This window comes from Anditalea andensis (assembly GCF_000714815.1).
GTDB lineage: Bacteria > Bacteroidota > Bacteroidia > Cytophagales > Cyclobacteriaceae > Anditalea > Anditalea andensis.
Map to the genome: position 1 here is coordinate 341,416 of NZ_JMIH01000016.1, position 23,290 is coordinate 364,705.

At 38.4% G+C, this 23,290-nt stretch carries 12 protein-coding genes; 6 read left to right on the plus strand and 6 right to left on the minus strand.

The features are described 5' to 3' along the window. Positions 1–129 precede the first annotated feature (129 nt). The 6 genes from EL17_RS09875 (at position 130) to EL17_RS09900 (ending at position 9,203) form a co-directional block, all read left to right on the plus strand. Complete coding sequence (locus EL17_RS09875; RefSeq protein WP_051719913.1) at positions 130–1,359, plus strand: TolC family protein; 1,230 nt, start codon at positions 130–132, stop codon at positions 1,357–1,359. A 10-nt stretch (positions 1,360–1,369) separates the two neighbouring features. Beyond that, positions 1,370–2,485 (plus strand): efflux RND transporter periplasmic adaptor subunit, encoded by a 1,116-nt coding sequence (locus EL17_RS09880; protein ID WP_035073169.1) that lies wholly within the window; start codon positions 1,370–1,372, stop codon positions 2,483–2,485. Between the two features lie 5 nt (positions 2,486–2,490). After that, on the plus strand, positions 2,491–5,589 hold the full coding sequence (locus EL17_RS09885) for an efflux RND transporter permease subunit (RefSeq protein WP_035073171.1): 3,099 nt from the start codon (positions 2,491–2,493) through the stop codon (positions 5,587–5,589). Beyond that, entirely contained in the window at positions 5,579–7,102 is a 1,524-nt protein-coding gene (locus EL17_RS24250; RefSeq protein WP_205623553.1) for a bile acid:sodium symporter family protein, read from the plus strand. The genes EL17_RS09885 and EL17_RS24250 overlap by 11 nt, the downstream gene beginning before the upstream one ends. A gap of 546 nt (positions 7,103–7,648) precedes the next feature. Beyond that, on the plus strand, positions 7,649–7,987 hold the full coding sequence (locus EL17_RS09895) for a winged helix-turn-helix transcriptional regulator (protein ID WP_035073174.1): 339 nt from the start codon (positions 7,649–7,651) through the stop codon (positions 7,985–7,987). Positions 7,988–8,615: 628 nt separating this feature from the next. Continuing rightward, complete coding sequence (locus EL17_RS09900) at positions 8,616–9,203, plus strand: RNA polymerase sigma factor (RefSeq protein WP_035073176.1); 588 nt, start codon at positions 8,616–8,618, stop codon at positions 9,201–9,203. A 524-nt stretch (positions 9,204–9,727) separates the two neighbouring features. Here the strand turns inward: EL17_RS09900 and EL17_RS09905 are convergent. The 6 genes from EL17_RS09905 to EL17_RS09935 form a co-directional block, all read right to left on the minus strand. After that, a complete protein-coding gene (locus tag EL17_RS09905; protein ID WP_035073179.1) occupies positions 9,728–12,529 on the minus strand; it encodes a M16 family metallopeptidase in 2,802 nt (933 codons plus the stop codon). Between the two features lie 58 nt (positions 12,530–12,587). After that, the gene (locus EL17_RS09910) at positions 12,588–15,404 is read right to left on the minus strand and encodes a M16 family metallopeptidase (protein ID WP_084166172.1); all 2,817 of its coding nucleotides are present in this window, start codon (positions 15,402–15,404) and stop codon (positions 12,588–12,590) included. Positions 15,405–15,479: 75 nt separating this feature from the next. Beyond that, positions 15,480–16,616, minus strand: coding sequence for a TlpA disulfide reductase family protein (locus tag EL17_RS09920; protein ID WP_035073188.1), 1,137 nt, complete (start codon positions 16,614–16,616; stop codon positions 15,480–15,482). Positions 16,617–16,860: 244 nt separating this feature from the next. Further along, positions 16,861–18,279, minus strand: coding sequence for a RagB/SusD family nutrient uptake outer membrane protein (locus EL17_RS09925; protein WP_035073191.1), 1,419 nt, complete (start codon positions 18,277–18,279; stop codon positions 16,861–16,863). A 14-nt stretch (positions 18,280–18,293) separates the two neighbouring features. Continuing rightward, positions 18,294–21,896, minus strand: coding sequence for a SusC/RagA family TonB-linked outer membrane protein (locus EL17_RS09930; protein ID WP_164675030.1), 3,603 nt, complete (start codon positions 21,894–21,896; stop codon positions 18,294–18,296). A gap of 202 nt (positions 21,897–22,098) precedes the next feature. Continuing rightward, positions 22,099–23,079 carry a FecR family protein gene (locus EL17_RS09935; RefSeq protein ID WP_164675031.1) on the minus strand — a complete coding sequence of 327 codons (981 nt, stop codon included), beginning with the start codon at positions 23,077–23,079 and terminating at the stop codon, positions 22,099–22,101. Between the last annotated feature and the right edge of the window lie 211 nt (positions 23,080–23,290).

A 23,290-nucleotide genomic window follows, 5' to 3' on the forward strand; every position in this document is an offset into this window, starting at 1 on the left:
TTTTAAGGTCGAACAGATGACTTTTGCACAACTTAAATAATGTGCAAACAATCAATGTTCTATAAATATCCTTTATCCTGTCTTTTACTGTTCGTTTCGTTTGTGACTCACGGGCAAGACACACTTTTATTGAGCAGAATAGACTCCGAAAACATCTTTTTAAGAGAGAACTTAATACTTCTCGCTGAAAAACTTGAAATCCCAAAAGCAGAAGCACTTCTAATGCAGGCCAGGTTATGGCCAAACCCTACATTCGAAGTAGAAGAAGTAAATCTGTGGGCTACAGAAAATCAGCTATCAGTATTTGGTGACGAGCTTCAAGGTTTTAATGGAGGACGCTTTGGAAGGAATCAGCAGTTTAGTTTTTCTATAGAACAATTGATCCTTACAGCAGGAAAAAGAAAAAAATCAGCGGCCTTAGAACAGGTTAACCTGGATAAATCCCATTCGTATTTTGAAGATTTATTAAGAACTCTTAAAGTAGAATTTCGCCATACCCTTACCCATTTACAGTTTTTGCAATTCAGTCTCCGGCTATATGAAGATGAGATCTCCGTTTTACGGCAACTTACCAAAGCATACCAAAGGCAAGTAGATCAAGGAAATGTCCCTAAAGGTGAATACATCAGGTTAAAGGCACTTGAACTAGAGTTTGCCAGAAACATAAATGATCTGACAAAAGATATAAACGAATCCCAAATGGAATTAAAAACATGGATGCGTTTGCCAGCAAATATACACCTGGTTATTTCAGATGAAGATTACCCAAGTGTTATTCGGAAGATAAAGGGGGTAACATTGGAATTTCTCGTAAATGAATCTAAGGAAAATAGGCCTGATTTAAAAATAGCAGCATACAACCAAAGATTTTTCAGTCTCCTTCATACTTATGAAAGAGCCCAAAGGATTCCTGATTTTTCTATAAAAGTAGGCTATGACCGAGGCGGAAACTTTATGTACAATTTTGTAGGCTTTGGCATTGCCATGGACCTACCTGTCTTCAACCGTAACAAAGGAAATATAAAGTATGCAAAAGCAGGGATTGAACAGTCCAACATCCTATATAGTCAAAAAGATCTAGCAATTCAAAATGAAATCTCTCTTGCCTATCAAAATCTGATAGCTTCCATACAGTTTTATGAAAGCATTGATCCAGGGTATGCATCCACCTTAGACGATCTACTGAAAAGTTATAATAAGAATTTTATTAACCGAAACATCAGCCTCTTAGAATTTCTAGACTTTTTAGATGCCTATCTGGAGAACAAGAACATCATCCTTCAAGCAGGCAAAGAAATAAACCATAAAGCTGAAGAACTGAATTATGTCATCGGTTCAGACATCCTATCTATTCATTGATCTTAAAAACATGACACTTAAATTAAAATTATTAGCCAAATTATTTTGCATACTAATAGCTGTATTAATTTTATCAAGTTGCGAAAATACTGGCACCGATACGGCATCTAATAGGATAGAAAAATACTGCGTAAGTGATGCTTTCCTTTCAAATCTTGATTTTATAGTACCGACAAAGACGCGCCTAGTTGAAGAAATATCCTTGACAGGATCTGTAGAACCTAATCCCGATAAGGTCATTACTTTCATAAGTCTGGCTGGAGGTATCATCTCCAACACCTATTTTTCTTTAGGTGATTATGTAGATAAAGGCCAGTTATTGGCAGAGCTAAGAAGCACAGAACTCTCTGATCTGTATGCCCAATCCAAAACCATAGCTTCCCAAATCAAAGTAGCGGACAAAAGATTAGCATCTGCACAATCCATGTATGATGATGAAATATCCTCTCAAAAGGAATTAATGGAAGTTGAAAGTGAACTGGAGATATTAAAAGCAGAACAGGAAAAAATTAATGCCAACTTAAGTCTATATAGTGCTAGTCCTGACAAGGGCATCTTTCAAATTAAAGCGCCACATTCAGGCATCATTACTTCAAAATCCATATCAACAGGAGCCCAGATAGCTGCAGGAGGGGATGCATTATTTGTCATCTCTGATCTGGAAGAGGTCTGGATAATGGTAAACATTTATGCCAGCAATGTACAGGACATTAAAAGTAAAATGGATATAAGTATAAAAACACTCTCCTACCCAGATGAACTTTTTGAAGGAAAAATATCAGCCATATCTCAAGTGCTTGATGCAGAGGCCAAAGTTTTAAAAGCACGTGTGGTGCTACCAAACCCTCAGCTAAAATTAAAGCCGGGCATGCTGGTAGATGTCATAGCACAAAAACAGGGAAATACCGAGTCGTTAAGCATACCCATATCGGCAATCGTTTTTGACAACAACAGGAATTATGTAGTAATATATCACGACGCCTGTAGCATAGAAGTGCGTGAAGTGGAAGTTATATTAAAAAACAATGGAATGGCCTATATATCCAGTGGATTGAATGAAGACGATAAAGTGATTTCAAAAAACCAGTTACTGGTTTTTGAACAAATTAAAAACTATCAATACTGAATCCGATGGCCAAATTGATACAAAGTATAGTCGGGTTTTCATTACGAAATTCAAACATTGTCTTCTTTCTTACCACATCATTATTGGTAGCAGGGATTATCAGCTATATCTATACTCCTATAGAAGCATTTCCAGATGTAACAAATACCCGTGCCAGAATCATTACCCAATGGCCTGGTAGAAGCGCTGAAGAGGTGGAAAAATTTGTAACACTCCCCGTTATGAAAGCGGTCAATACTATTCCAAAAAAATCGAGTGTTAGGTCTATTTCTCTGTTTGGATTATCAGTAGTCACTGTATTATTTGAGGATGATGTCGATGATTTCTATGCGCAGCAGTATGCAGCCAACCGTATACAGGGAATAGACCTGCCTTCTGGTGCTGATGCAGAAATCGAACCGCCTTATGGTGCTACGGGTGAAATATTCCGATATGTAATAAAAAGTAGCAGACCTATCAAAGAACTTACTGCCATCCAGGACTGGGTGATAGAACGTGAACTGGTATCTGTTCCAGGAGTGGCTGATGTGGTCAGTTTTGGAGGGGAAGAAAAGATCTATGAAATTAAAATCAATCCTACAGAATTAGCCAACTACGATCTGTCACCATTAGAGGTGTATGAGGCAGTTTCTAAAAGCAATATAAACGTAGGTGGGGATGTAATAGAACGAGGATCACAGGCTTATGTGGTACGAGGCATTGGACTTTTAGATAACATTGAGGACATAGAGAATATATTGATAGAAGTAAGGGGTACATCCCCCATTCTAGTAAAACATGTGGCAGAAGTACAGATATCTGCTAAACCTAGATTTGGAACAGTAGGACTGCAAGACGAAGATGATCTGGTACAGGGTATAGTAGTAATGCTAAGGGGACAAAATCCTGCTGTGGTAATCGAGGATGTAAAGCTGAAAATAGCAGAACTCAACGAAAGGATACTACCAGAAGATGTTCAAGTAGAAGCATTCCTGGACCGTACCGAACTGGTGGATAACACGGTCAATACAGTCACCAAAAATCTCGTGGAAGGTATTGTATTGGTTGCTGTTATTGTTTTTGTGTTTTTGTATAATTGGCGTATGACGATCATAGTGGCATCAGTTATTCCATTGAGCTTTCTTTTCGCCATCTGCATGCTACAGATCATGGGTATGCCTGCCAACTTAATTTCGATGGGAGCATTAGATTTTGGCTTATTGCTGGAAGGCACTTTAGTGATTGCTGAAACGGTTTTTGTGGCATTGGAAAAAAAAGCCCATCAACTGGGTATGGATAGGTTTAACAAAATATCCAAATTAGGAATTATCAAAAAAAGTGCGGGTAGTGTTGCCACCTATATTTTCTTTGCGTTAACTATATTAATTGTAGCACTCATACCCATTTTTTCCTTTCAGAAAGTTGAAGGGAAAATGTTTACCCCTCTGGCATATACATTGGGTTTTGCACTGCTGGGTTCACTTATACTTAGCCTCACTTATGTCCCGGCAATGTGTAAGGTTTTGCTATCCAAAAATATCATAGATAAAGACAACATCATAACCAGAAGCATGAGAAATGGGATATATAAGTTATATCTCAAGTCATCCCAGTACAAAAAATTGACATTGGTCTCCTTTTTAATTTTGTTGGCTTTTAGCATCATTGGTTTTCTTAATCATGGAACAGAATTCTTACCCAAACTAAATGAAGGGGCCATATATGTAAGGGCCACCTTACCAAACAGCGTAAACCTGGAAGAGTCCAACCGGACTGCTATAGAAATGAAAACCAAACTGCGACAGTTTGAAGAAGTTAAATTTGTATTGAATCAGGTTGGCAGACCTAATGATGGAACAGATCCTACTGGATTTTTTAATATAGAATTTCATATCCAACTGCACCATGAAAAGGAATGGAGAAGAAAGATCACAAAAGAGCAGCTGATAGAAGAAATGCGGGAAGTCTTGCAGACTTATCCGGGTATAGTATTTGGGTTCAGCCAACCTATACAGGATAATGTGGAAGAATATGTAGCAGGGGTGAAGAGTTCCTTGGTCATAAAAATATTTGGTGATGACCTTTTTAAATTGGAAGAATATGCGGATCAGGTAGCGAACAGTATCAAAGATGTAAAAGGCATAGAAGATCTAAATGTTTACCGAAATATAGGTTTACCTGAACTGCGCATCAATTTAGATGAAAAACGCATGGGTAAATACGGTGTAGCCATGGCAGAAGCTCAAGCAGTCATAGAAATGGCTATAGGTGGCCAGGCAGCTACTACTTTTTATGAAAATGAAAGAATGTTTGATGTCCGAATCCGTTTTCAAAAAGAATATAGAGATAACAAGCAAAAAATAGGTGAAATATTGATTCCCACATTAGATGGTAAAAAAATACCGCTTCGGGAGATATCGGATATAGATTTTATTACCGGTCCCACCTTTATTTATAGAGAAGGCAGCAGCAGATATATAGCTATAGGTTTTAGCATTGAGGGCAGAGATCTGGGTAGCACCATTTCGGAAGCAAAGGATAGAGTAGACCAAACAGTAATCCTTCCTCCATCCAACCGCATGGAATGGGCCGGAGAATTTGAAAGCAAAGAAAGAGCTACGAAGCAGTTGATGATGATCGTGCCTATATCATTGATCGTCATCATGTTTTTACTATGGATGAATTTTAAAGGTAATGTAAAAGATACGGCCATTTCCCTAGTAGTGATTCCTTTTGCTTTCATAGGTGGCTATCTATCCCTATTACTGACAGGAACCACTTTCGGAATCTCTGCAGGGATAGGTTTCATCATCCTATTTGGTGTAGCCACCATCGATGGGATAGTGCTTATCGGAAATATAAAAGAACAGCTAAACATACGGCTGCCATTAAAAGAAGCTATTTCCAAAGCCGTATATAGCCGGATCAGGCCTATTTTAATGATAGCCCTTATGGGTTCTATGGGTTTATTACCAGCAGCGCTTTCTACAGGAATGGGATCAGAAATACAAAAACCTTTGGCCATCATGATAGTAGGAGGATTGATGGTATGCATGATCCTCTCATTGACAGTACTCCCCCAAATTTATTATTTGTCATATAGAAATCATAAAAATGAAAATTGATAATTTTATATTAGCGATTATTGCTGTAATCGGTCTGGCATATTTATTCCCCCACTGGGGCAGTGATGAAGGTCCTGTACCTCTCGATCAAATAGGAAGCATAGGCGTCTCTTTAATATTCTTTTTCTATGGCCTGAAACTAAGCCCTTCAAAGTTAAAACACGGACTGAGAAACTGGAAGTTGCATTGCTTAGTACAGCTTTCAACCTTTATATTATTTCCTATAATTGTTTTAGTGTTTTACCCTTTTATTCATAGCGATCAGGGTGTGAAATTATGGTTGTCATTTTTCTTTCTGGCCTCATTACCCTCTACAGTATCGTCTTCTGTAGTGATGGTCTCTATAGCTAAAGGTAATATACCTGCGGCCATATTTAATGCCAGCATCTCTGGATTGATAGGAATAGCTATTACTCCTTTGTGGATGGGCTTATTTCTAACACGAGAATCCGGAGATTTTAATTTGGGTCAGATATATATCCAACTGTTGACTGAGATACTATTGCCTGTCATATTGGGGCTGCTATTACAAAAGTATTGGGGCAAATTTGTTTTAAAGCATCAAAACCATCTTTCAACCTTTGATAAATCCATCATCCTGCTGATTATTTTCAAAAGTTTTGCTGAATCTTTCGAAGATAATGTTTTTGGATCGGTACAGGTTTATGATCTGCTCATAATTTCAATAGCAGGCATGTTACTTTTTTATGTCGTATACTATATGATAGGTTTTATATCCCGCAAATTAAATTTCAGTATTGAAGACCAAATAACAGCCCAGTTTTGTGGTACTAAAAAATCATTGGTCCATGGCACCGTATTTTCGAAGATATTGTTCCCTGCCGATTTTTCCATGGGGATAGTCCTCTTGCCTCTGATGTTATTTCATGCACTTCAGATTTTCATAGTCAGTATAATGGCATCTAAGTTGGCTCAAAGAGTGTTCATATTGGTGGTAATGGTCTATGGATTAAGTACCACTACCGCTTCCTATTCCCAAACATCCTCTTATACTCTGAGTGATTCGTCCGGTATATATGTTACCTATGACGATTATTTAAGGCAGGAATTAAACTATATATTTCCCTCAAACAGAAAAGGTTACACGCTTTGGCCTAAAGGATTTATAGCTTATAAAGATTTAAAGCTATCCACTCCGCTCCATTCAGAAATAATTAAAGCTTCAACATTTTGGGGCTATAAAGATCATAAGGGCAGATTAGTAAGATCATTCAATAATCGTCATTATAAAGTGCTTGAAATCGGTGGTATGATTATTTATCACATTTATTCACCCACAAGAAATGCTTATTATTTTAGTAAGTCGCTTCACCATGACATTTATAAACTGTCAAATAAAAACCTTTTAAAAGTATATTCAGATGAACCAGCATTTTTAAAAAATTTAAGTGTACTTAAGAAAAATAAATGGTTGGAATGGGATGAAAAGAGACAGTGTAACCGTCTCAATGGGCTTTGGAAAGAATTACATACTGAATCCATGATTAGATAGAGCAATTTCTCCTGCTATTTAAAAATTCGAAAGACTTGTTATAATCGAAGGGTAAACCCATGGGTGCATTATTGATATTAGACATCTTTCATATAGTATTTATTTAGTATCTGCCCAAAGCAATAAAATGATGTGATCAATGCTATGGAAATATTAAAGCTTTTGGCTGTAAATTCTCCTCGTGAAAAATGAAAAATACCTGAACCTCTTATGAGTAGAAAAATACCACGGGATATAAATTTGGAAAATTTTGGTTAGATCCTGAACAATAATGGAGGTAGCATGCCCACTAAGGCACATATATCTAAGGCCTGTGATGCAATCCTTCAGGTGAATACTTTTTCAAAAAACCTGACCATATAATAAAGGCAAAAACACTTGGGCTATCCATAAGATTATGTTCATACCTTTATAGGACTTTTTCTGATCGTCACATTTGATTTGTAGATCTGTTAGTATAAAAATATTTATCTTTATTACCAAAAATCTATTACTTCCCATTAGGAATGTCTATCCAATGGGAAGTAATTTATAAATCAACAGGTTATGTTATCAAATGCGGGTTGCCCTAAAACTATGCTTTCCATCCAAGATGCGCTAGAAGCGGTGGAGGGAAGATGGAAATTGCTAATTTTATTTGCACTATCTGAAAAGCCCAAACGGTTTAAACAGCTATCTAGAGAAGTCAATGGTATCACCGACAAAACACTCTCCAAAGAATTAAAAAGTTTGGAAGCAAACGAACTTATCAGAAGAGAAGTCTATGATACTTTTCCTCCTACCGTAGAATATTCCATCACCACACATGGTTTATCATTGGAAAAAGTATTGGACGAACTTCATTTTTGGGGCCTCGCCCACCGTCATAAAATCATGGGAAAATAATCTATAAACAGCCCTACCATTAGATCGTATCTTAGGTAAAATTCTAGACCGAGCTTATAAAATGACAAGACATCACTTAGATGCGCTAATCTGTTTCTTCTTTCAATTGATAGGTTTGCACAAGCTCATATAAGTTTGAATGCTATCTTTTGATATCTAATTACCAAATTTACTACCCAGTATATAGCTTTATAGAGATAGAATTCCGGATAATATTCATACCCAATGGCATTTTTTTCATCCTCTCTCTATAGAATAATATACAGATAATGACACCCAATATTTTCAAATGTTCTAACAAAATTTATTATAACCGTAAACTAATAAATAGACAAATTATATTTTATAAATGATCAAAAAATTCATAAAATCAATTAGCTTAATAGTGCTAAATCATAGGGTGATTTTTGTAGAATATTTTATTTAACATTTATTTTTCAATTTTATGGACCTATATGATTTTTTTTGAAAATAATTCCGTAACATTAAATTAATTCTTGATTGACAATTAATTAGTTGGTTATTTGAATTAATAATAAAATAAAGTATGGTTTGATGCGATAGTCATTATTGACTACAAAAAGATATGAGAATCTGCCACTTTCTTTCACACTATTAAATAGCGGTTATGTTTTCTGAAAAACAACTTGTAGAACAGCTTAAGCAAAGTAACACTGATGCTTATGGAAGATTGTACCATCTGTATGTGCAAAGATTGTACGGTTTTGTTCTAAGAATGGCCAAATCACCGGAACTTGCTGAAGATATCGTTCAGGATATATTTATAAAACTTTGGGAAAATCGTGATCAGCTAGACCCTGATAAATGCATAAAGGCTTATATGTTTACAATGGCCAAAAACCAACTGCTCAATTTTATTAAAAGAAAAGCTCATGAAAGCCGGATTATAGATGAAATTCTCGCCCATGTGCCTAGGGGATGCAAGTCTACTGACAACTTGGTCTTAGAAAATGAAATCCAGCAATTACTGGACGAAGCTCTTTCTTCCCTGCCTCCACAGAGAAAATTGATTTTTGAGCTATGTAGGATACAGGGGCTGACTTACAAACAAGCTGCAGATCAGCTCGGACTTTCAGACAGCACAGTAAACAGTCAAATGGTAAAAGCCATCAGGTCTATTAAGGAATTCTTAAAAGAAAAAGACGTAGCATTACCAGTGGTAATTATAGCAGTGGCAGAATGGCTGATAAACTGAATAGTGTCCTAGATACTATTTAGCTTTAATGAGGAGTTTACACAAAAAAATTAAGCTTATGTATTATCCAGTTTTACCAAGGACATATTGATAGACTCATTCCGCTACTGAATCAATAAATTTACAAAAGCATTATAGTTTTTTCATAAATGGCTTTTCTTTACTAATAGAAATATCGAAAGTATAAATCCATTAGCCAGCTAAAAATACGTCGAATAATAAGTTGATAGAATTATAACATCCTTTTTCGATTGCTTCTTCAGAAATAGCGGCTGTTGATTCATAAGCTTAACCGCTTCTAAAGAATAGGAATGCCCTCCTTTCTAAAGCATACTTTCCCAATATCAAGCCAGCTGCTCACCTCCAAACCTTTGCTTAAAAATACCTCCTGTAATACAAATAGCATAACAGGAAAGATGAAACCTCACTTATAATATATGGTTTTACATCAACGAAAAAAGCGGTCCCAGCACCTTAAGGGGCAAAGACCGCTTTAAATAAATGTTTTATAACTTTTGTAATCTTTATTCGGGTATGATGATGGGAGTAAGGATCCCTTCGACTATTCTTGGATTGTCATTTATTTTCGCCGCTAAGGCCTTGATTTTTTCTGACGAAACGCTTTCTATTTGTTCTAAGGTTTCCTTTTCACTTGCCAGTGGCATTTCATTCTTTATGCTAGCTACAATCTTCTTTAACCAATAAGCATTTTTTTCCCTATTTTCTACAACCCCCTTTTTTAAATTACTCTTGATTTCATTTAGTTCTGCAGTATTTATCTCATATGCCAGGTTCTTTATGTCGTCAAAAACAATTTCTACGAGTTTTTCGGTCTTGTCTGGATTACAGTTAAAGCTCACATTCAATACATAGTTTTCTTCAGGAATATTCTGTAGATAGCCATATGCCTGAACTCCGTATGATCCACCTTCTGCCTCGCGGATCCTTTCTAAATAGCGCTTACTTAACAATTGCCCGATTACATTTATGAGCAGATTATTTTCTCTATTAAATTCCATATCACCTGTCAATAAAATATTAACAGTCGTTTGGGGTGTTTCCATTTCACGTGATAGATGTATGGGTGTCATTCCCTCTGCAGGTCTCATATTATGGTTGACCACAGATTCCTGACTATCATCTCCACGGATGCTTCCTATATATTTTTTGGCCAGGTGCATGAATGTTTCAGTTTCAAAATCACCTACAAAAACAAAATCAAAATCCGAGGCATTTCGGATACGGTCTTTATATATCTGCTGTATTTTATCAATTGATAGATCTTCGATCAATTCCTTTTTAAATATAATTTCTCGGCTGTTAAAATTGGACTGTGCTAACTGTAGAGAATCTCTAAAATCACTTTGTACATTATTTTTCTTCGCCGTCAGTGAATTCTCAAAGTTCAGTTTCAGTAGGTCCAGGATATCATTATCAAACCGAGGTTCTGTAAATGCAAGGTAAATGCGCTGCATCAGCACCTCTAGATCATTCAGGGTACTACTGCCTCCCAATCCTTCACTATAATCTCCAATTTCTATTACCAATGAAGTTTGTTTACCCTGAAGGTATTTATTCAATTCTATCTTCGACATCGTCCCTATACCGGACTCCGATGCTAGAATAGAAGTTACCATAGCATTCGGAAGGAGCCCTTCATCAATCAAGGATTTTCCTCCGGGACTGAATGCCTGGAAATATACCTGCTCTTTATCAAAATTAGTTGGAAATAAAGTAATACGTGCTCCATTAGACAGGGTATAAGTTTGACCGTTGATCCCCTGAAAATCTTTTACTTTGACGATTGATGCACCTGGAAGAGGTTGGTTGATCAATTCTTTATCCATTATGACTTCTTCATACATCCCTACTTCAGAAGCATCCACCTGTTCCAATACAGCCAAGATTTCATTTTCTTTAGGATATTCTAAACTATCCGTCCCCGTGAAACCCAATATTTTTTCACCAGAATTAAAATTGTCAAGTAAACTGATAATGTCCTCATTCTGGATGGTCTCAATAAATGCCAAACGATATTGGAGGTTCCAAAGATAATCCCCCACCTCTTTGCCTTTAAAGAAGGCCCTATAAATTTCACCCGCATAGGCATCGTTTTCTCTCTTCTTACTGTTTTTGATGGATGCTTCAATACTTGTTTTAAATGCGGCTTTAGCACGTAACAGCTCATCTGGAGTGGCGCCGTATTGCATGAATCTTTTCAGTTCTGTTAAGGTAAACCTGACAGCTGGTATGATATTGTCCTTTTTCGGCTGTGAACTTACGGATAAGACATCCAGAGGCCGCACAAAATTAGAAATACTGAAACTAGATGAAAGTACTGGGCTATTGGCATCTCTGCTTAGTTCAGAAAGCCGATTATTAAAAACATACCGTGCCAATTGAAGTTTGATACCGTATGCTATATCTTCAGTTTCACTAAAAGAATGATCTGCCTTTTGCTTTATATAGTACTGGACCACAGGCTCTCCCAACTCCTTATCTGTAGCCAGTAGGTAAGAAAAGCCATCATTTATAGGTACATCAAAAACGACACGCTCTGGAAGACCTTTTTTTAATGGAATGTCAGAAAACCTTTCCTTTATTTTCGCCTCTATTTTTTTGACATCTACATCCCCTACTACTACAATGGCTTGTTGGTCTGGGCGATACCAGTTTTTATAATATTCTCTCAATTCATTGTAATGAAAATTATCAACGATTTCCATTAACCCTATTGGAAATCTGTTCTCGTATTTAGAACCCTTTAGTAAACCTTGTTTGAAGATTTTATCCGATGCTCTACTCATGGGAGTATTTCGAGAGCGCCACTCTTCCCTGATCACACCTCGCTCATTATCTATCTCCTCCTCTATCAATGTTAATCCAGCAGACCAATCATATAACACTAACAGAACAGAATCCAATAGATTTTCATTTTGTACAGGTACTTTATTGATATTATAGACTGTTTCATCAAAACTCGTGAAGGCATTGATTTCTGAACCAAACTGCATACCGTTCTTCTGAAGGTATTCCAGCATCTCTTTATTACTGAAATGCGCCGTACCATTAAATGCCATATGTTCTAAAAAATGGGCAAGGCCCTGCTGAGTGTCATCTTCCAAAATAGAACCTACATTTTGAGCAAAATAGAAAGATACCCTTTCTTTAGGTTCTTCATTATGCATGATATAGTATTGCAAGCCATTGTCAAGTTTGCCAGATACCATATCAGCCGGTTTAAATGCTTCTTGGAACTGCTGCTGTGCAAATAAGTTATGGATACCACATAACAGCAGAAGTGTCCAAAGGATTTTGATTTTCATGAATGAGTAAGTTTATGATTGATGTAATTAAATATGTTAAGTAAATCGCATTATGGAATTACTCCGATGGAAGTAGTACACCTTCTATTATACGAGGGTTGCTATTTATTTGAAAGGCCAGTTTTAGTATTTCTTTATCTGTTATCGCATCCACTGCATCCAATTCCATTTCAAATGTCAATAAGGGCATGCCTGTATAAAGATGCTGGAGGATTTTTTCAAAATGCCGACGGCTATTTGATTTATTTTCTTCTATACCCTTTTTAAGGCTACTCTTAATTTCATAAAAAGCCGCTTGATCGAGGGTATGAGAAAGGTTTTCCAGTTCTTGGTAAACTATTTCCAACAACCTTTCCGTCATATCAGGATTACCATTAAAGCTTATGTTGAGGATAAAAGCATCCTGAGGATTTTGCTGCAATACAGCATTCACTCTCACACCATAGGTGCCCCCTTCCTCTTCCCGGATGCTTTCCATATATCGCTTAGCTAATAATTGCCCCAAAATATTCAAAGCCAATTGGTTTTCGTGCGTATATTCCATATCACCCGTTATATAAACATTCACAGTCGCCTGAGGGGTTTTCATAGGGCGACGAAGATGAACACGGTCAATACCTCTTTCAGGTATCATATCATGGTCAATGACCATTTCTCTTTCTTTATTACCTGGAATAGACCCTATGTATTTTTTTATAAGCGAAAGAAATTGCTCCCTATCTACCTCCCCCATAAATACAAAATCAAAATCAGCAGCATTATTTATTCGGTCCCGATAAACTGTTTCTATTGCTTCCATAGAAAGTTCATCGAGAAGCTTATTATTTAAATGTACTTCCCTTTCACTATAATTGCTCTTAGCCAGCTGCAGGTTTTCGATAAACTCATTTTGTATATTGCTTTCCATGGTAGCATACAAAGACGCCAGATTCTGCTTAGCAGTCTCAAAGATCTGTTGGTCAAACCGGGGAGCGGTAAATGAAAGGTATATACCTTTAAAGAGTGCCTGGAGATTTTTGCCGGTAACATATCCGGTGAGTGTTTCTTCATGATCCTCTATCTTGATATCGAGGGGGACGACTTCTTCTGACTTTCTCAATTCCATCTTATTCAGATTGGCAAGACCGGATTCACTTGCAAACATGGGCGCAAAAAGTGAATTGGTAAGGAGTTCCTTATCCAAAACAGATCTACCCCCTGGACTAAAGGCTTTAAAATGGACACCCTCATCTTTAGCAGGAGGTGGAAATAAGCTCACCCGGGCACCGTTAGATAAGGTATATCTGACACCATCTGTCCCGGTGATTATTTCCTCAGAGACCACCTTGCCATCCTCCATGACCAAATCCATCAAAGGCCTGTCAAAATTGATATCCTGGTAAGGATCTAAAGGGGTAACCTTTAATTTTTCTAGGAGGTCAACAATAGCTTGCTCAGTAGGAAATAATGAACTATCCGATCCTTTGATGGCTACTATATGTTCACTGGCTTTATAATAGTCAGCAAATTCTTCTAGTAGGTCTTCTCGGGTAAGGGCTGACAAATAATCTAATTCATATTGTAATTCCCAATGGTAATCAGCCATCTTGTGATCCTTAAAAAAAGCTTCATACAGTTTTATGGCAGAGTAAACACTGCTTCGTCCTTTGCCGGATTTTAGAGAAGTTTCAGTACTTCGAATCATAGCGGTTTTGATACGGTCAAATTCCTGATCCGTAGCGCCATGATTCATCCAGCGGCTTAGCTCAGTTAATGCAAATTCCAAACTTTGAAGTATTTCACCTTTTTTAGGGTGTATACTGATTTTGATTACCTCAAGAGGCCTCACCACTTTTTCAAGCCCAAATCGGACTGAAAGTGCCGGAACCGGAGCGGCATTCATAATATGATGTAGACGCTGGTTAACAAGAGAACTTATGATTCTGAATTTCAGGTTTTTTTCTATAACCTCTTTTTCGTTTAATGAGGGATCTATTTTGTTTTTAATAAAATAATCGATTTCAGTGGTACCCAGTTCCTTATCGGCTACTGTAAGATAGATGAATTCATCGCTTGTAGGAACTTCAAATACTGGACGGTTAGGTGGGTTATCAGGTATGGGTAATTTCGAAAACAGACGCTTTACTTTTTGTTCCATTTCTTCTGAATCAATAGCTCCTACCACTATTACCGCCTGAAGATCCGGCCTGTACCAATTATTATAAAAGGTCTTTAAATCCTGATATTCAAAAAGATCTATCACTTCCATCGTCCCTATGGGGGAACGTAAAGCATATCTGGAATCCTTAAGTAAACCCTGAATTTTTACTGTATCATCAGCTCTTTTAACAGGGTTATATCTGGAACGCCATTCTTCTCGGACCACACCCCGCTCCTTATCGATTTCTTTTGCAGAAAGGGTCAATCCTGCCGACCAGTCAAAAAGTATCAAAAGTACCGAATCAAGAAGTGCATTATTGTGCACCGGCACATTCCTTATACTATATACGGTTTCATCGTAATCAGTAAAGGCATTTATCTCGTATCCAAACTTGATCCCGTTTTTTTGGAGATAGTCTAACAATGCTTTGTCAGAAAAATGTTCTGTACCATTAAAGGCCATATGCTCGAGAAAATGGGCAAGCCCTCTCTGATGATCTTCTTCTAGAATAGACCCTACGTTTTGGGCAAAATAAAAAGCCGCTCGATCCGGAGGCTCATTATTCTCCATTATGTAATACTTCATTCCATTTTCCAATATACCCGAACGTAGATCCGCAGGTGTAAAACTGGTAGTACTCAAATTTTGCCCCATAGCTACCTGCTGACAGGCCAGCAAAAATAGTAACGGATGGAGAAATTTCTGTATGCTTATACTTAAGGATCTTTGGATCATTTTCTGGTCTAAGTCTTTCTATATTTTGTAGCAGCATAGTTTAAATTATGCTGGAAACTTCCTTAGGTAGGTTGTTTATTCTTGATGAAAGATTTCAGAAAGCTTTTCTGACAGCTCTTCTCCCCGCATATTTTTAGCTATAATGACCCCATCAGGATCAAGAAGGAAGTTCTGAGGAACAGCGGAGATACCATATTGCTTGGCTACTTCATTTTTGAATCCTTTCAGATCACTTACATTGATCCAGGGAAGTTTGTCTTTTTCAACAGCAAACTCCCAGTTTTTCCTTTTGTCGTCTACTGATACTCCTACAATTTCAAAATTCCTATCCTTAAATTCATTATAAGCTTCTACTATAAAAGGGTTTTCCTGTCTGCAGGGCACACACCAGCTGGCCCAGAAATCAATGAACACGTAATTACCCCTTAGAGCATTTAGCGAAAATGTATCCCCTTGCAGGGTAGTTTGTGAAAATTCCATCGCTTCTTCCCCCACAGAAGTACGTTTACCAGTCAAAATCTTATCATACACACGCTGTCCCAGTGGAGTATTGCGAACCTCATCAGTAAATTTCTGATACTCTTCCTCGGCCCAGATCGGATCAAAATTATACCCCAACTCATAATTTGTAAAAGCAGTCAATGCGAAGTAAGAATCAGGGTGCGCTTCTACAAATTTCCGCACCAGTTCTTCCGTTTGCTTTCCTGTGGCCTTGATGGTATCTACAGTGGCCATATAGGCATCATCATAAGCTTTTCCCTGCAGCCCCCAGGATAGATCCTGTATTTTCTGACGCAAGGGATTGATTTGCTTACTAAAAGCTATAGACTGGTCTGTCAGTAAGGAACCACTGATACTGGCATTCTTGATCGAATCAGTGGCACTGATCTGCATATCATTATTGTCAAGGTAAAAAGTAAAGGTATCTTTTAGGTAAGACTTATCGGGATACGTTTCACCATGACGTACATTAATGGAAGCCTCTATAGGATGGGACACCTTACCGGTAAAGGTGAACATGCCCTCTTTAACAGCTACAGTATCGGTGAGGGTAGAATCTTTCTGTGTATAGGATAACACCGCCAATGAGGATGATGGCAATGACGGTATGTGAGCTTCTATTACAAAGCCTTCTTTCTGTATGGTGTCCCTGTTTTTACAGGAAATAGCCATAAGCGTGAGGGATATGGATATATAAATATAATTTTTCATCTGTTTATAATTATTTTTTAAAGATCATAACGGGGCACGTGACGAAGCAAACGGGATGGAATCTTGCTTAGGCCGATAATCATTCCTGTGTGTAAGGTTTTACTTATGTTTGATTTCATCTTTTTAAAATTTGATTATCAATAGTCAGAGGGAATTTCGGATGGTTTAATTATCAGCTTATGTGACAATTTTCGCCATGCCTTATTTCATTAAAATCACATCAAGTTGATTTTGATAGCGGCTGCTAATTATTATTTATCATACCGGGATTCTGATCCATTACCGTTTGGGGAAATTTAAGTACCAGGCGGTTTCTTGTTAAATTAAAGGTTTCTTTTACAGTGCCATCGGCATTATATATCCTGTGGGTAAGGTCTGTGATATCTAAAGGAATCAAAGGGTCCACGCTCAAACGGCGGATATCAAACCAACGATATCCTAAAACTGCAAATTCCCGAAGCCGTTCTTCAAAAATAAACCTTAAGAGAGAGATCTGATCTGATGCAATAGCGGCCGGTACTTTGGCATCCTGCTCCGGCATACGGTGCGATCTGAAAAACTCTAAGGATGCCACCGCACCGGGTAGATCATTTAGACGACACTTCACTTCAGCATCCAGTAAATACAGTTCAGAAGCACGTACACCAAACTGGGCCTGGCCACTCCCTAATACTCTTCTCAAGATTCCTGGCACCGGATATTGGGCACCATTTTGGGCAGTAGTTCTGTATTGGTACCTGAGACGCAGATCCGTACTGTGATATAAAGCGGCTACTTCGGGTTTCAATACATATTCATTTCCCTGATGTACCCAGTTGTTAACAAATTGCTTTGAATATAAATTTTCCCGGTCGTTGACAGTCAGTTGACTGCTGTAGCCATCGTTGTAATCATAGAGCCCGGTAGATATCCCCATGGAACCCATTTCTGTAATAGCGTCTCTTAACAATGGAGCAGCATCAGCATACCTTCCCATAAAAGTATATACCTTACCCAGTAACGCTTTCCCAGCAGCACGGGAGAACCGCATCCTACTGACTACCTCTACCGGAAGATTGGGAATAGCGGTGGTAAGATCTCTCACTATTAAGTCATAAATTTCAGCCACTGAAGCCCTTTGGAAATTACGGGCTACCAGATCTGCCTCTATGACCATAGGAAATCCAGGATCTGAGGCAGCAGTGGCAGCATTATAAGGCATACCAAAGTAATTAATCAAAAGAAAATATGTCCATGCACGACCCCCTAAAGCCTCTGCCTGTAACGACAGCTTTTCCTGTTCAGAACCTTCAGTGGATTGAAGTACCTCATTGATGATTTTATTGTATATGTAGAGATTCTCCATGGTGATTTCCAGTTCGCTGGAGTTCTGTTCTGTTTCGTAAATATCGGCTTCCCATCGATACAACCTTTGGGTTCTTAACTGAGAACTGCTAAAGAAGGGTTCTATAGCGACCAATTCATCACTCAAAGGGGCATGGGCATTGGTGGCACCCATATTTACCAACCTCAGGTTATAAAACATTTTATGATAATCCCCGGTTTTTTCGGCGATAAGTCTTCCTTTGGGTACGATTTCAAGAAACTCACTTGAACAGGAATTTAATAGCATGCCTCCCAAAAATAAAAGCAAGGCTTTATAGGTAGTATATATTACTTTCATAAAGTTAAATTTTTTTAAAATCTGACATTTAAACCGAAGGTGATTCTTGGAGCCGGCCTCAGAGATCTGCTACCGGAGAAGAAATGATATTCAGGATCAATACCGAGATCATTATTGGCCCATACCAATAATTCTCCAACCTGGCTTCTGAGGGTGACCTGTTGGATTCCTATGCTATTAAACATAGTGGAAGGCAGGTTATAGATAAGGTTTATATCCCGGATTTTTATAAAAGAACCGCTGAAGATGTTAACATCTCCATTTACATAGTAATTGGTGTTTCTGGTTCCATCAAATACATCGGTATGCCGGGGTACCAGCGTAGTAGCCTCATCACCTGATTCCTTCCATCGGTCCATGAATTCCACATGCGCATTGCCCAATTCAAAAGATCTTTGACCCAGTCTACCCCCGGAGTATAACTGATTGACATCCCGTCGCATGACGTGGCCTAAACTAAATACCGTATTGACATTCAGAGAGAAATTTCCATATCTTACCGTATTTCCGAATCCTCCGTTCCATTTGGGCTGGGAGGTACCCATAAACCTTACATCATCAGGTGTGGTTACATTGGTGTTTTTTGTTATGGTACCATCTGCCAACCTGATTTGCGGATCGCCGTTACTATCAAGCCCGGCATAATTATAGGCAAAAACAGAAAAAGCAGGATAACCCTCCACATATTGCTCTGTCACCCTGACATCTCCTGAGGTAGTTTCCTGAGTTAGGTGAAGCGCCTTAATTTTATTTTCATTATAGGATATATTCAAAGTGGAAGACCATGAAAAAGAATTCCGTACCACATTCCTTGTCTGTAGGGCAAACTCCACCCCTTTGTTTTCCAGATCGCCCAGATTACCGGTCACGCTGCTGTATCCTGTAAAAGGATTGGTGGGAATGGTTCCCAAAAGGTCTGATGTAAACCGTTGATAATAATCAACAGAACCCGATATGCGTCCCAACAGGTAAAAATCAATACCGAAATTGGTGGTCGCAGTCCGTTCCCAGCTCAATTTACTATTGCCTGGAGTAGAGATCAACAATCCCGGCTCCGGGAAGAAGGCGCTGTTTACAGGTCTCAATATATCCCATGATGCAGCTGATCCTGGATTGGGTGCATTACCGGCTATACCGTAGGTAGTCCTCAGGAATATATCATCTATCCAGTGGACACTGCTCAGGAAATTCTCTCTACTGATATCCCATTTGCCCCCTACACTCCATGCGGGTCTGTTTTGGGCAGATCTATCCAGACCAAATAAGTTGCTTTGATCATTTCTGATACTCGCATTGACAGAATATCTGTTATTGAAAGTATAGGCCATATTGGAATAATAGGAGGTAAAACGAGTAGTAGTTTCACTGCTGCCAAAATACCTTCCATTTTCCAGGGAACTGTAAGTGAGCACATAATTTGGTTTTACCACATCATTTACCAGAGCCAAACCGTTGTAATCGACGTGGGTATAAGTTTGAAGCCTGTCATCGTAGCCACGTACCTGAATCCTTCTCATCACATTGAGTTGCTCCTGGGCTTCCTGTCCGGCGATCATATTGAGTTGATGCTTTCGGTTGTTCCATTGCTTATTATAAGAGAACTGATTTCTGATGGTCCATGATTCACCTTTGGAATTGGTGACCTCATAATTACCGCCGGTATTTGGCAGCAGGTATTGAGGTGTAGCACCCGGAGAGGGGACTACTGTAAACTCGGCGGTTTCTGTTCTAACCCCCAAAGCCATGCGATCTCTATAATTCTGATTTTCTATGGCGTCTGAAGTATAGCCATATCTACCCTGAAATTGTAAACCGTCTATGATATTCAATTCTACTCCCAGTACATTTCTGATCGAACGGTTTATAATCTCGGTCTGTGCATAATTGACTTCATCCAATGGAACATAGCTTAAGTCAATACGACTTAAATTCTGGAAGACCTGTCTGATAGAATCACTCATTTCTGTCATATAGGACATTTCCAGGTTGTTACCGTTAGCATCCCTAAAGAGCTGATAAGGGTAAAAATGGGAATTCACATTGATATTGTTCTGCGATATGGACTTATTATAGGTTATATCCGTAATCAGATCAATTTTGAGACGCTTTCCCATATCAAAATTCTGACGAAGGTTCAGCTTGTATCTGTTTTGATCATTTCCGGGACGGTCTGTCCGGGTACCCGTATAAGTACCTGAACCATAAAAAGAATAACCTTTTTGGCCACCGGAAACAGAAAGCGTATGGTTGGTAAGAACAGAAGGACGGTACCACAATTCTTCTATCTGGCTTCTGTTGTTTATAGCCGCCAGACTATCCAGACTAAATCTTGCCTGGGATGCTGAAATCAATCCCCGTTGCCTATTGTAAAGGATCATTTCATGTGGGGGAATCCCTCTACCTTGCCTGAAATAGGTAGAGACCTCTTGCCAGGGATTATTGACCGGATCAAAAATTTCTTCAGCAGTCTGAATATACTGCTGGCTATTGAGGTAAGGAAAATAGCTCATATCAGGCCTCCCCTCTATGGCCACAAAATTATCATACTGAAATTGGACCCTCCCTGTCGGGGATCCCACTTTGGTATTAATTACAATAACGCCATTGGCTGCCCTAGCTCCCCAAATAGATGCAGCAGTCGCATCTTTTAATACAGTAATATCACGTACATCCTGTGGATTTATATTCTGTATATCTTCTACCGGCAGACCATCTACTACGAACAAGGGAGAAGAAGATAGACTTACCGAAGAGAGCCCACGTAACAAAATAGGGTTTCTTATCGCTGCACCTGGGCTTTTATTTATAGTAAGTCCGGGAACCAGGCCATCCAGCAAGTCGGCTATATTCATACTACTGGTCCGGTTCTGAAGTACCTCCATGTCCGGCTTGGAATAGGATCCCGTACTTCTTTCTTTTGGAAGCGTCTGATAGCCTGTAGAGACGATTTCAACCTCTGACAATTCGAAGTCCAAGGAAACCAAGGTGACTTGCATTATGGGCGATACGGGCAACTCCTGTCGAGCATATCCCATATGTTGGAAGATCAACACACTTCCCGACTGGACATTGGGCAGGGCAAATACTCCGTTCTCATCTGTAATAGCACCCTGATTAGTCCCTTTAATTAGAACGTTTACTCCAAAAACTGGAAGCCCAATATCATCTAATACAAATCCGCGAACAGTGTCATTTCTTGTGATTGGAGAAGAGAGTAACTGAATAATATTTTTTCTAGGGTCGGAAATGGCAGAGGGACCAGTATTTTCATTTTTTGCTCTAGAAGTACTGTTCTTTTTGTGCTCTACTACAGCTATCATATGATTGACCTGATTAAAAGAAATTAAAAATTTCTTTTCCAAGCTCAGGAGCACCTTATCTAAATTTTCATTTTTGACTTTTAAATAGATGGGCTGGAAATCTCCGATCTTGGAAGGAAAGGAAAAAGTCAGTTCTGTCTGCCTTTCCAGTTCTTGTAGGACTTCTCTCAGAGAAGACCCATTTGCCTCAAGAGTTACCTGATAAGAGCTTAAAGTCTGGGTTTTGGCATCATTGGCTATAAGTAAGCCTGATAAAGTCAGGCAGCTTACCAACAATAGAAACAATACCCTGGCCATAATGCATAGTTTGTTTAATACAAATTTTTTTGTAAAATTGTGCATACGCTTGGTTGAATAGTTGAATGGATAAATTAATTGATCATAAAGCGTCTGAAGCGAAGGTATTCCCGTACTTTCGCTTCGTCTTTTTAGGGTTTAATGGAACATAAACGCCCCTGTGTATTAAATTTATTTATAGTATCCTGTCTAGTAGGTACCGTTATTTCATTTCTATCCTATTTCCTACCTCCTGATATTCCAATCCGGCTACAAGACTGAAAATTTGTAGCACGTCTTTAAGGTTTGACCCCTTTTGTTTGAAAGTCACCCTTTGATTTTTATCAGCTGGATTCACGAAAACAAATTTGATATCATAGCGGCGTTCCAATGATCTGGCAATATCCCCGACAGTTTCGTCCACAAAGATCAACCGACCTTCTTTCCATGCCAGTATATCATCCACCTCAATCTTTTGCTCCATAAATTCCTTTGCTTCTTTATCATACGCCAATTGATCTCCAGCCAATAATGTGCGGTAAGGAAGTGCTACTTTATCCCGGATGACGCTGACTTTACCTGTGGCCACCGTTACTGCTATATCTTTATCATCTTTATAGGCTTTAATATCAAAAGAGGTCCCCAAAACTTTTATTACCAATGTCCCGCTGTGAACCAAGAATGGCTTTTCCTTATTCTCTTTTACTTCAAAAAATGCCTTCCCTTCCAGATAAACATCTCTGGTATCACCTTCGAATTTTTCTGAATAAGACAATTTGGATTCATCATTTAACCATATAGTAGAACTGTCAGGAAGCATAATTTTTATGCGTTCGCCTGTCAAAGTAGAAACTTCTACCATGGTTTGCGGATTGTAGAAGACGTTGTTGAATATAAAATAACCCATAACTCCCATTACCAATACTGCCGCTACTGCTTTCCACCAATAGGCATATATCAACCTTGACTTAGGTTTAACCTGTGTTTTGATAAGAATCTTCTGATAAAGGCTGTCTACATTTTCCTTATCCATTCTCCCTAGAGGTTTTTGGTCCATTTGATGAACTGCATCCTCCTCCAGCGCCTGCTTCCACTCTTCTTGATATTTGCCATCTAGGAAAATATGCCTGATCTCTTCTATCTCCTCATCTGTACATTCATCATTGAGGTATTTTAAAAGAAGATTTTTAATTTTTATATCCAAGGTTATTGAGGTAAGTTTAGAAATAATACAATCAGTAAAACAAATACATTTACGCTGCTTTAAAATAAATTTATATAAAAGCGATCCACATCCAATACCATATTTATAATTTAAAATCCAGGTAAAAAAAGCGCCGCCCACTGTTGATTAATCAGTTTAGCTAGGTTAGAAATTGGCTATGCGGGCGGCATCTTTATGTCTTTTTTACATC

What these genes read in the sequence shown, in the direction of transcription:
- EL17_RS09930 (WP_164675030.1), bottom strand. Translation starts at nt 21,896, where the DNA reads ATGGCCAGGGTATTGTTTCTATTGTTGGTAAGCTGCCTGACTTTATCA.
- EL17_RS09910 (WP_084166172.1), bottom strand. Translation starts at nt 15,404, where the DNA reads ATGATCCAAAGATCCTTAAGTATAAGCATACAGAAATTTCTCCATCCG.
- EL17_RS09920 (WP_035073188.1), bottom strand. Translation starts at nt 16,616, where the DNA reads ATGAAAAATTATATTTATATATCCATATCCCTCACGCTTATGGCTATT.
- EL17_RS09885 (WP_035073171.1), top strand. Translation starts at nt 2,491, where the DNA reads ATGGCCAAATTGATACAAAGTATAGTCGGGTTTTCATTACGAAATTCA.
- EL17_RS09880 (WP_035073169.1), top strand. Translation starts at nt 1,370, where the DNA reads ATGACACTTAAATTAAAATTATTAGCCAAATTATTTTGCATACTAATA.
- EL17_RS24250 (WP_205623553.1), top strand. Translation starts at nt 5,579, where the DNA reads ATGAAAATTGATAATTTTATATTAGCGATTATTGCTGTAATCGGTCTG.
- EL17_RS09900 (WP_035073176.1), top strand. Translation starts at nt 8,616, where the DNA reads ATGTTTTCTGAAAAACAACTTGTAGAACAGCTTAAGCAAAGTAACACT.
- EL17_RS09895 (WP_035073174.1), top strand. Translation starts at nt 7,649, where the DNA reads ATGTTATCAAATGCGGGTTGCCCTAAAACTATGCTTTCCATCCAAGAT.
- EL17_RS09925 (WP_035073191.1), bottom strand. Translation starts at nt 18,279, where the DNA reads ATGAAAGTAATATATACTACCTATAAAGCCTTGCTTTTATTTTTGGGA.
- EL17_RS09905 (WP_035073179.1), bottom strand. Translation starts at nt 12,529, where the DNA reads ATGAAAATCAAAATCCTTTGGACACTTCTGCTGTTATGTGGTATCCAT.